This window comes from Streptomyces sp. NPDC048479 (assembly GCF_040651435.1).
Classification (GTDB): domain Bacteria; phylum Actinomycetota; class Actinomycetes; order Streptomycetales; family Streptomycetaceae; genus Streptomyces.
Genome location: NZ_JBEZKA010000072.1, coordinates 1 through 9,172, shown reverse-complemented (window position 1 = coordinate 9,172; position 9,172 = coordinate 1). Strand labels below are relative to the sequence as shown.

11 protein-coding genes and 3 pseudogenes are annotated in these 9,172 nt (G+C 67.8%); 8 read left to right on the top strand and 6 right to left on the bottom strand.

Annotation, left to right across the window (positions count from 1 at the left end; translation table 11 throughout):
* A partial coding sequence (locus tag AB0D12_RS40525) for a MerR family transcriptional regulator (RefSeq protein WP_362694920.1) occupies positions 1 to 289 on the top strand: 289 nt, incomplete at its 5' end.
* Between the two features lie 118 nt (positions 290 to 407).
* On the opposite strand, the gene phoU is transcribed toward AB0D12_RS40525, so the two are convergent.
* The gene (gene phoU, locus AB0D12_RS40520; RefSeq protein WP_362694918.1) at positions 408 to 1,082 is read right to left on the bottom strand and encodes a phosphate signaling complex protein PhoU; all 675 of its coding nucleotides are present in this window, start codon (positions 1,080 to 1,082) and stop codon (positions 408 to 410) included.
* A 233-nt stretch (positions 1,083 to 1,315) separates the two neighbouring features.
* Between phoU and AB0D12_RS40515 the strand changes: the two genes are divergently transcribed.
* Together AB0D12_RS40515 and AB0D12_RS40510 are read left to right on the top strand one after the other, a co-directional pair.
* On the top strand, positions 1,316 to 2,071 hold the full coding sequence (locus tag AB0D12_RS40515) for a hypothetical protein (protein ID WP_362694915.1): 756 nt from the start codon (positions 1,316 to 1,318) through the stop codon (positions 2,069 to 2,071).
* Between the two features lie 70 nt (positions 2,072 to 2,141).
* A pseudogene (locus AB0D12_RS40510) lies at positions 2,142 to 2,479 on the top strand (transposase); the annotation flags it as partial.
* Positions 2,480 to 2,722: 243 nt separating this feature from the next.
* Here the strand turns inward: AB0D12_RS40510 and AB0D12_RS40505 are convergent.
* Positions 2,723 to 3,886: a Gfo/Idh/MocA family oxidoreductase gene (locus tag AB0D12_RS40505; RefSeq protein WP_362694912.1), complete on the bottom strand. Its 1,164-nt coding sequence runs from the start codon at positions 3,884 to 3,886 to the stop codon at positions 2,723 to 2,725.
* A gap of 108 nt (positions 3,887 to 3,994) precedes the next feature.
* Here AB0D12_RS40505 and AB0D12_RS40500 point away from each other — a divergent pair, with 108 nt between their 5' ends.
* Positions 3,995 to 4,330 (top strand): ArsR family transcriptional regulator, encoded by a 336-nt coding sequence (locus AB0D12_RS40500; protein ID WP_362694909.1) that lies wholly within the window; start codon positions 3,995 to 3,997, stop codon positions 4,328 to 4,330.
* Positions 4,331 to 4,503: 173 nt separating this feature from the next.
* Here AB0D12_RS40500 and AB0D12_RS40495 read toward each other — a convergent pair.
* The 3 genes and pseudogenes from AB0D12_RS40495 to AB0D12_RS40485 form a co-directional block, all read right to left on the bottom strand.
* A pseudogene (locus tag AB0D12_RS40495) lies at positions 4,504 to 4,569 on the bottom strand (hypothetical protein); the annotation flags it as partial.
* A gap of 77 nt (positions 4,570 to 4,646) precedes the next feature.
* Positions 4,647 to 4,898, bottom strand: a pseudogene (locus tag AB0D12_RS40490) (relaxase domain-containing protein); the annotation flags it as partial.
* A 296-nt stretch (positions 4,899 to 5,194) separates the two neighbouring features.
* Positions 5,195 to 5,647, bottom strand: coding sequence for a nuclear transport factor 2 family protein (locus AB0D12_RS40485; protein ID WP_362694906.1), 453 nt, complete (start codon positions 5,645 to 5,647; stop codon positions 5,195 to 5,197).
* Positions 5,648 to 5,819: 172 nt separating this feature from the next.
* Here AB0D12_RS40485 and AB0D12_RS40480 point away from each other — a divergent pair, with 172 nt between their 5' ends.
* Complete coding sequence (locus tag AB0D12_RS40480; RefSeq protein WP_362694903.1) at positions 5,820 to 6,206, top strand: helix-turn-helix transcriptional regulator; 387 nt, start codon at positions 5,820 to 5,822, stop codon at positions 6,204 to 6,206.
* The gene (locus AB0D12_RS40475; RefSeq protein ID WP_362694923.1) at positions 6,203 to 6,655 is read left to right on the top strand and encodes a hypothetical protein; all 453 of its coding nucleotides are present in this window, start codon (positions 6,203 to 6,205) and stop codon (positions 6,653 to 6,655) included. The genes AB0D12_RS40480 and AB0D12_RS40475 overlap by 4 nt, the downstream gene beginning before the upstream one ends.
* A 317-nt stretch (positions 6,656 to 6,972) precedes the next feature.
* Here AB0D12_RS40475 and AB0D12_RS40470 read toward each other — a convergent pair whose 3' ends face one another.
* The gene (locus AB0D12_RS40470; protein ID WP_362694900.1) at positions 6,973 to 7,416 is read right to left on the bottom strand and encodes a nuclear transport factor 2 family protein; all 444 of its coding nucleotides are present in this window, start codon (positions 7,414 to 7,416) and stop codon (positions 6,973 to 6,975) included.
* Between the two features lie 105 nt (positions 7,417 to 7,521).
* Here AB0D12_RS40470 and AB0D12_RS40465 point away from each other — a divergent pair, with 105 nt between their 5' ends.
* Entirely contained in the window at positions 7,522 to 8,445 is a 924-nt protein-coding gene (locus AB0D12_RS40465) for a LysR family transcriptional regulator (RefSeq protein ID WP_362694897.1), read from the top strand.
* Between the two features lie 110 nt (positions 8,446 to 8,555).
* Positions 8,556 to 9,101: an IS5 family transposase gene (locus AB0D12_RS40460; RefSeq protein ID WP_362694894.1), complete on the top strand. Its 546-nt coding sequence runs from the start codon at positions 8,556 to 8,558 to the stop codon at positions 9,099 to 9,101.
* The last annotated feature ends 71 nt before the right edge of the window (positions 9,102 to 9,172 follow it).

Below are 9,172 nucleotides of genomic sequence, written 5' to 3'. Positions count from 1 at the left end.
CTACACCATGGGCCGGGCCGCCGAGATGCTCGGCACCACCCAGGGCTTCCTCCGCGCCATCGGCGAAGCCCGCCTCATCACCCCACTGCGCTCCGCGGGCGGCCACCGACGCTACTCCCGCTACCAACTGCGCATCGCCGCCCGCGCCCGGGAGCTCGTCGACCAGGGAACCCCCATCGAGGCCGCCTGCCGCATCGTCATTCTCGAAGACCAGCTCGAAGAAGCCCAGCGCATCAACGCCGAATACCGCCGCGCCGACGAAGTGGCGAATCCAACGGCCGCAGCCTGAGACGGCTCAGACCTGCAAATCCCCCAGGCGCTTCGCGGCCGCCCGCGCATGCTGCCCGGGACTCAAAGCGTTCCGGGCAACTTCGTCTTCCACGGCCCTGTCCAAGGGCCCGGAGTGATCACGCAGGCGCGGGCGGATCCGTGGCCAGTTCGTCCGCGTACTTGCCCGTGACCAGGTAGACCACGTGGCGCGCTACCGAGACGGCATGGTCGGCGAAACGCTCGTAATAACGGCCGACCAACGTGACGTCCACGGCCGTTTCCACACCATGCTGCCACCGGTCGTCCATCAGGTGCTGAAAGATCATGCGGTGCAGCTCGTCCATACGGTCGTCGTCCTTCTCCAGCTGCAGCGCAGCGTTGACGTCCTGGGTGACGATCACTTCGGCGGCCTGTGCCATCAGACGCTGCGCAAGCTGGCCCATCTCCAAAATGGTGCGGCGCAGATCGCCTGGCACCGCTCGTTCGGGATGGCGAAGCCGGGCCAGCTTGGCCACGTGCTGGGCAAGATCACCACAGCGCTCAAGATCCGCGCTCATGCGCAGCGAGGTGACCACGAGGCGCAGATCCGTGGCGACCGGCTGCTGCCGCGCCAGGACCGCGATCGCCCGGTGCTCCAGATCCCGCTGCAGAGCATCGACCGTGACATCGGCCGAGATCACACTCCCCGCGAGCTGCAGATCCGCATCCAGTAGAGCGCTGGTGGCCCGGCCCATGGCCGAACCGGCCAGGTGTGCCATTTCCACCAGACTGTCTCTGATCGACGCCAGCTCCTCGTGATAAGCCGCCCGCATAGGTTCTCACCTTCCAGTCCCTGCTCCGCCAGTCTCCACCGGGTGCCAGACGCGCACACTTCGCGCAGCCTTCACGGCCTTTCCCACCCCGGCAGACTGCTGCCCAGACGTCAAAACTCATCGATGTTGATCTGGTGAACGCCCCCACGCCTCCCGAAGAAACAGACACAGCCACCATTGGCGGACTGCCTACGGCTCGAGGTAGCTCTCGGCCACGCTGTCGTCGATCACCCATGAGCAGTGTGCCGGTGATGGGGATCTCGGCCGGGCAGTTCGGTGTCGCTGAGCCCGATGTGCCGGACGTAGTGCGCGAAGCTCTGCGTCTACCCGGCCTGGACATGGTGGGCTTCCACATCCACGCCGCCTCCAACAACCTCAACGCCGGCACCCAGGCCGCCTACCTGGGCTGGTGCGTGGACTGGAGCGCACAAACCGCCCGCGCCTGCGGCATTGACCTGCGCCACGTCGACATCGGCGGCGGAATCGGCGTCGCCTTCCAAGGCGAGAAGCCCTTCGACGTCGCCCGCTTCGGCGAGCTGGCCGCACGGACCGAGCCGCCAGCGGGAGTGAAGATTGTTCTGGAACCCGGCCGCTTCCTGGTCGCCGACTGCGGCTGGTACGCGGCCGAGGTGATCGATGTCAAAGCCTCCTATGGCGAGTGGTTCGTCGTCCTACGAGGCGGCATCAACCACTTCCAGCTGCCCACCTGCTGGGACATCGTCCACAACATCGCCGTCCTGCCCGTCGCGCCCTGGCCTGAAAATTGTCCCCGCCCCACCGCCGAGGACAGGCGGGTAGCCGTTGTGGGCGAACTGTGCCCCCCCCTCACGACATACTGCTGCGCGATGTCCGGGTCGACCGCGTACGCGCCGGAGACCTCGTCGTCTTCCCCTATGCGGGCTCCTACGGCTGGGAGTTCGCCGTACACCGCTTCCTCGGCCACCCAGTCGCTGAGCGACATCTCCTCTGAGGCGGGCGCTGCCCGTTGATCTGGACAGCCTTCATCGCGTCGCTGCTGAACTCCTTGTCGACTCCTTGCCGCCTTGCGAGTTCGAGGCGATCCGCTCGATCGGCGCCAAGCTGGACGTGGGCGCGGAGACGCTGCGCAAATGGGTTCGCCAGGCCGAGATCGACGGCGGCCGGCGGCCGGCGGCCGGGTACCACGACCGAGGAGTCCGCCGCGATGAGGGCCCTGAAGCGGAAGAATTCGGAGCTCAAGCGGGCCAACGAGATCCTGAAGGCCGCGGCGGGTTTCTTCGCGACCGAGCTCGACCGGCCACGCACACACGCTCGTAGCGTTCATCGACGAGCACCGGGACCGCTTCGGCGGAGTCGAGCCGATCTGCAGGATCCTCACCGAGCACGACTGCAGCATCCACCCGTCCACCTACTACGCCCAAGAAGGGGCAGCCGTCCGCCCGCGCGGTGCGGGATGCGGAGTTGACGCAGTTCATCAAGCAGATCCACGCCGACAACTACGACGTCTACGGTGAGGGCAGAACCGGCGACATCGCGTATTCAACTGTCGCCAAATCTCTGCCGAGACCAGCTTGCTGGTGACCGTGCGTGATCTCCATGAACCCAGCGAGGCGCGGCATGACGACGACGGCCGCCCGTGGGCTTACCTCAGCGACATCTTGCTAGCCGCTGACGCGCTGGCGCTCGCCGGTGATGGCCGCCTGCTGGACGTGGTCGAGGAGGCGGTGGTGGCGCGCGGCATGGGTGAAGTCGGGGACGGTGTGGGTGCCCTCAGTGAGGTCGGCACGCAGTTGGGCGTAGGCGTGGGCGACGGTGTAGGCCATGCTGTCGCGTGCGGTGGCGAGGGCGGGGACGTTCGCGTCGTAACGTGCTGGGACAGGCAGTTCGGCTAGTTCCGCGTTGTTCGCGCGGGCGCCGTGGATGGTGACCTGCCCAAACTGGAGGTGTCCGGAGTCGCCGGTGACGAGCAGGTCGCCCTCGGTCCCGTTGATCTCCCACAGGAAATTGGTAGCGGCGATCCCGCCGCGGAAGTGGACGGAGGCGACGGCGCCCGATTCGAGGGTTCCGGTCACGGCGATCTGGTCGTCGACATTTGTCGGCGCGGGTTGTCCGGTCTCCTCGTGGCGGACCTCGGTGCGTCGGGTGGCCGTCGTGGCGCTGAGTTCGGTGAACTCGCCCAGCACCGAGGCGAGTCCGTCGATGGTGTGGCCGAACGGGATGGACAGCATCGTCGCGCCGTTGGCACGGTCGAGCAGGTAGGCGCTGCGATTGTCAAACGTCGCGCCCCACTTCCGTCCCGAGGCGACGACGCTGGTGGAGAGCACCCGTCCGACGTAGCCGTCCGCGACCAGGTCGCGCAGGTAGCGGACCGGTGGCGCGGAGCGCGCCTGGAGCCCGACGAAGCCGCGCAGCTTCCGCGACTGCGCGAACGCGGCCATCTCCTCGGCCTCGGTGGTCCCGGTGCCCAGCGGCCACTCGCTCAGCACGGTCTTCCCGGCGGCCAGCGCGGACATGACCAGCTCCCGGTGATGCGGCACTTTCACGGTCACGACCACCAGGTCCACCTCGTCCCGCTCGACGAGTTCCTCGACGCTGCCGAACGCCAGCGGAACGCCGAACTCCTCTCCGGCGGCCTTCGCAGACTCGGCGCTGCTGGCGCTGAGGGCGCGCAGCTCGTAGGCGTCGGGTAGGGCGGCGAGGGCCGGGACGTGGGCCGTCCCCGCCCAGCCGCCGCTGGCGCTGAGCCCGACGATGCCGACGCCGATCGGGGCGGGCGAATCGGTCGCGGGCGTGGAGGCGTGTGTGAACGAAAGAGGGGAGGGCATAGCAGTTCCCTTCGCATGGCGGGTGCCACCGGCTGGTGATCACCACCGTATTCTATGTTCGCTTGAATGCGAACATGAGTTGTCCGAGGCTCCGTGGATACTGGGGACGTGGCCAGCCGAACTTCATCCCCGTTGCTCCACCCCGACGAGCAGGACATGGACCTGTTCGCCGTGATGGCCGCCCTCAACGACCCCGTCCGCCTGGGCATCGTGGCAACCCTCGGTGCCAAGTCCGAGGTGGCCTGCGGCTGTTTCGACCTCCCGGTAGGCAAGTCCACCGGCAGCCGCCACTTCCGTGTGCTGCGTGAGGCCGGAGTGGTCCGGCAGCGAGACGAGGGCACGCGCCGTATCAACTCCCTTCGCCGCGAGGAGCTGGACCGGCGCTTCCCCGGCCTGCTCGACCTCGTCCTGCGCGAGGCAGCCAAAACTGGCGACCTCACGTAGTCGAGAGTCGTGTGTTCGTCAGCCGACGGTGGTCTGCAGTCACCGTGAGTGATCTTCTGGGGTCCGTGTCGAAGTGCCGGAAGCGGGCCATCACCAGGGCCGGGGCCCTTCGCGCGGTGGCGGCCACCGCTCCCCCACCGGATTTCCGCGACCGCGTCCTCCAGCCACGCGAACGTCGCCGCGACCGCCCGCTCGTGCGCGCGCTCGATGCTCCGCCGTGTCCGGTCGTCCCCGAGCACCCACAGCACGACGATGGTGGCGGCCGGAACACCAGATCCAGGGCAAGCACTGGGCTGATGATGTCCGCGACCGCCCGCCCGAGTACGGTCGCCCGCCGCGCTGTGGCCGGGGTCTCCCCCGCCGCCAGGAGCTCGCGCTCGATCCGGTCCGCATCCGGGTGCCGGCCCTCGCCGAACAGCAGCTCCGCCTGCCGCTCCGTCACCACCGCACCCGGCACCAGGCCCAGGGCCTGCAGCCCCCGCCCCAGCCACACCCCGGGCGGGGCACCGACCTCCTCCTGCGCGGCGCGCAACGACTTCCTCGCGGGACGGTGGCCGTCACCGACCATCACGCCACGGAAGTAGTAGCGCCACCCAGCGCCCCGGGCTACCTTCGCAAGACTCAGCAACCGCCCAGAAGACACTGCCCGTGACCTGCGGAAAAGCGTCATCGGCGGTGCCTTCCCGCCGGGCGGGAAACTTCATCAAACCCTCACGCCGGATCCCGCCAGGCGGGCAACCCGGTAGCCGGAAGGCCGTGCAGATGCGGGTTGAGTCCAGTACCTGTTTTGTGAGCCACGGATGCCAACAGGGGCACGCCGGGAACGGTGGGTTCCGGGCGTGCCCCTGTTGATGAGTGCGTTGGTCAGCGTGCCTGGGCGGCTGCTTCGGCTTCGGAGTTCTGGATGCCAAGGTTGGCGTAGGCGACGGGGTTGGCGTACTCCCAGACCTTGACGACCTTCCCGTCCTGAACGTCGATGCGGAAGATGTAGACGTTGTTGTAGACGAGCTTCTCCGCGGTGGACAGGATGTCGCCGTTGGCCTGCAGGAAGACCGAGCGGGCGTCTTCGCTGACGGTCCACACCTTGTCGAGGAACGCGACGTGGTCGAACTTCGCCGCGACAGACTCGATGTAGCCCAGCACGCTCTCCGGGCTGTCGAAGACGTACCAGGGCTCAGGGGTGCCCTCGATCGACAGCGGGATGGTGAAGCTGGCGGTGGGCGCGAGCAGGTCTGCGACAGCGTCGCGGTCGCGGCCCTCGAAAGCCGTGATGAAGCCCTTCGCAGTGTCGAGGGCCTTCTGGTGGGTGGTGTCCATGATGACTTCCGTTCTCTACCTGGGGGCCGGGGCGCATTCGGTCCGTCCGAAGCGCCGTGTCCGACCCGCCAATCGCCACGCTAGGCCTGCCGTGCACCGTGTGCGTGGCACGAGCTCTGCATGGGCCTGCCGGTACCACCCACATCTCCGGCAGACAAAGCACACTGGGGGCATGACCTCCCAGCCCCATGAGTTCGCCCAGCTTCTGCGCGTCTGGCGCGACCGCGTCCAGCCGGGCGACCTGGGCCTGCCGACGGGCGGGCCGCGCCGGGTGCCCGGGCTGCGCCGCGAAGAGCTCGCCACGTTCTCCAACCTCTCGGTCGACTACATCGTGCGCCTGGAGCAAGGGCGGGCGGAACCCTCCGCCGGCACGGTCGCGGCTCTTGGTCGCGCCCTGCAGCTGTCTTCGGCCGAGCTCAGCCACTTCTATCGGCTCGCCGGCCATCTGCCGCCCTCGGACCTGGTCGTCCCCTCCCACATCTCCCCGGGCGTCCAGCGGCTGCTCACCCGCCTCGCCGACACCCCGATCGCGGTTACGACGCCGCATGGACCCTCCTGACAGGCAACGAGCTGTGGACCGCGGTCTTCGGCCGCACCCCCGCCGGACGACAGGGAAACGTCGCCTGGACAGCCTTCACCCGCTCCAACCCCGCCGTCCTGGTCGAACAGGAAGAACTCGAACGCTTCCAGCGGGCCCTGGTCGCCGACCTCCGCATCACCCGCGGCCGCTACCCCCACGACCACTTCCTGCAACAGCTCGTGACCGACCTGATCGACACCAGCACCCTGTTCGCCACAATGTGGAACCAAGGCGCAGCCATACCTTTCGCAGCGGAACGCAAACCCATCGACCACCCCACCGTCGGGCAGCTGCTCCTGGACTGCGACGTCCTCGCCGCCGCCGACAACGACCTGCGCATCGTCGCCTACACCGCACCGCCCGCCTCCGACACCGCCGACAAACTCCAGCTCCTGGCCGTCGTAGGCCACACCGCCCCCGCACGCTGACCTTGTCCTACCTACCTTCCAACCGTGGGTCTGAGGCGGTCATTCGGTAGATCGTCGGGCCCACGCTCCGCCCGGGTCCGCCGAAGGGGAGGCGAGTGGGGTCAGCTGACCGCTGGCCCCGCAGCAGATGACCGCGTCCACTGTGCCGACGGTGTCGAAAAGGGCGTCGATGGAGGTTGGCATCTCAAGGTCGACCCGTGTGCGTGCTGTTGCGTGAAGCCCGTATCACCTCGTGCTCGGTCTCTAACGCGTCTGCGACTGCACGGCCGATGGTGCCGGTCGCTCCGATCACAATGATCTTCATGCTGTTCTTTCTGTCATCGGGCGAGGCGGGCTGGAAGGGGTGCCAGCGAGAAGTTGGCCCAGACGTAGTTGTCCATCTGGTGTTGGTCGCCGCTGAGGTTGACCACTCGATTAACCTGGCCGTCGTCGTCGAAGTGCCATACCAGTGCCCACATCGTGTCAACCTGGCCCACGCCCTGGGTCGTCCAGCCTCGGTGGATGTCGACGACGTACTCGCCGTTGCTGCCGAGGAATACAGGCTCGGCCTGGAAGCCCGCCTTGCCGAGCTGGTCGAAGAAACTGACCACTTCCTCGAGTCCGTGCTTGGTGCCCGACAGCGGGTGGTGGCCCGGGATGGTCCACTCGATGTCCGGAGCCAGGACCACGCTCATCGCTTTGACCTCGTTGGCGGCGTAGGCAGAGAAGAAGTGGTTGATGGCCTCGATCTTCGGGTCGGACACGGCTTCACTCGTCGTCATCTGCATGCTCTCCGGCGGGTTCGGTACCGGGCTGTCCCGGTCGCGTGATCACGATCTCGCCGGGCCGCCGTAGTCGTCCAATACCTGCTTCCATAACCTGGCAGCATGGATATCGACACCCGTCTGCTGAGGTACTTCGCCGCAGTGGTCGAGGAAGGCAACCTCACGCGGGCCGCCGAGCGGCTCTACATCTCGCAGCCCGCGCTGACGAAGCAGATCCGGCAATTGGAAGCCCAGCTGGGGGTGGGCCTGTTCGTCCGTTCCCGCGCCGGGATGGCCCCCACCGAGGCCGGTGAGGCTCTGGCCGCCCACGCCGGCGCCGTGCTGACCGCTTGGGAGCGTGCGCTGCGCGTCACCCGGGGCGCCACGACCCGGGCCGCACGCACGCTGCGGGTCGGCTTCGTGGCCAGCGCCGCCAATGAGCCCACCCAGCTGATCATCGCCGACTTCGCCCGGCGCCGGCCCGGCTGGCGGGTCCAGATGCGCCAGACCGAATGGACCGACCCCACCGCGGGGTTGGCCACCGGCGAGGTCGACGTGGCGTTGCTGCGCCTGCCAGTGCCCGCGCAGAGCGACTTCGCCGTCGAGGTGCTGCTGACCGAGCCACGCTGGATCGCTCTGCCTGCGGGGCATCGCCTCGCAGGGGAGGACCGGATCCGGTTCCAGGATCTGTACGACGAACCGTTCGTGGCGACCCCCGCCAAGTCAGGGAAATGGCGCGACTACTGGCTCGCGGCCGATGAGCGCGAGGGTCACCCTTTGCGAATCGGCGCGGTCGCGCACAACCCCGATGAATGGCTCAACGCGATCGCCCACGGCCAGGGCATCAGCCTCACGCCCGAGGCGACCGCCCGCTTCTACCAGCGACCGGACGTCGTCTACCGGCCCGTGACGGGCGTCAGCCCCAGCCAGATCGGTGTCGCCCGGCCCCACACCCAACTGGATGACGCCGTCAATGCCTTCATCCTTAGCTGCCGTGCCGTATGCAGCGACGGCAGCCTTGCCGCCGGCCTGACCATGGACGGCTGACCACGACCAAGCCGACATCGCTCATTCAAATTCAGTAGAGGGCGTCTGAAAAGCCTGTCAGCGGGCAAGTTGCCTGGTAGCGGGGCGGTGACGCACTTTCGGGGGCCGGGGTGTGCGGGCTGCGTACCGGTTACTCGACGGCTCTGTCTGATCCGGAGTGGGAGATCCTCTGTCCGCTGGTTCCGGCGGACAAGTCTGGTGGACGGCCCGCGAATCAAGCGCGGCGGGAGATCCTCAACGCGCTGTTGTACTGGCTGCGGGCCGGCTGTGCCTGGAGACTCTTGCCGCATGACTTACCGCCGTGGCAGACGGTTTACCACTACTGGCGGCGCTGGCAGAAGGACGGCGTGTGGGAGCGGATGCTGACGGGGCTGCGCGAACGCGAGCGGGTGCAGCTGGGCCGGGATCCCACTCCCAGTGCCGCCGTTGTGGACAGCCAGAGTGTCCGGGCCAGTGAGCGCGGTGGCCTGCACGGCTACGACGGCGGCAGGAAGGTCAGCGGCATCAAGCGGCACCTGCTCGTCGACACCCGCGGCACCGTCCTGGCTACGTGCGTGAGCCCGGCCAGTGTGGGTGACCGCGATGGCGTGTCCGCGTACACCCTCATCTCCATAGCGAGGTACAACCTCACGTCCAGAGTTCTCGGCGCGTCGTAGAGGCGTTCGAGTAGAGGAGTTGATCACCCTTCGGTTTGTCAGCGGCCAAGCAGACAAGTACCGAAGGGTGA

What these genes read in the sequence shown, in the direction of transcription:
- phoU (WP_362694918.1), bottom strand. Translation starts at nt 1,082, where the DNA reads ATGCGGGCGGCTTATCACGAGGAGCTGGCGTCGATCAGAGACAGTCTG.
- AB0D12_RS40515 (WP_362694915.1), top strand. Translation starts at nt 1,316, where the DNA reads ATGAGCAGTGTGCCGGTGATGGGGATCTCGGCCGGGCAGTTCGGTGTC.
- AB0D12_RS40505 (WP_362694912.1), bottom strand. Translation starts at nt 3,886, where the DNA reads ATGCCCTCCCCTCTTTCGTTCACACACGCCTCCACGCCCGCGACCGAT.
- AB0D12_RS40485 (WP_362694906.1), bottom strand. Translation starts at nt 5,647, where the DNA reads ATGGACACCACCCACCAGAAGGCCCTCGACACTGCGAAGGGCTTCATC.
- AB0D12_RS40480 (WP_362694903.1), top strand. Translation starts at nt 5,820, where the DNA reads ATGACCTCCCAGCCCCATGAGTTCGCCCAGCTTCTGCGCGTCTGGCGC.
- AB0D12_RS40470 (WP_362694900.1), bottom strand. Translation starts at nt 7,416, where the DNA reads ATGACGACGAGTGAAGCCGTGTCCGACCCGAAGATCGAGGCCATCAAC.
- AB0D12_RS40465 (WP_362694897.1), top strand. Translation starts at nt 7,522, where the DNA reads ATGGATATCGACACCCGTCTGCTGAGGTACTTCGCCGCAGTGGTCGAG.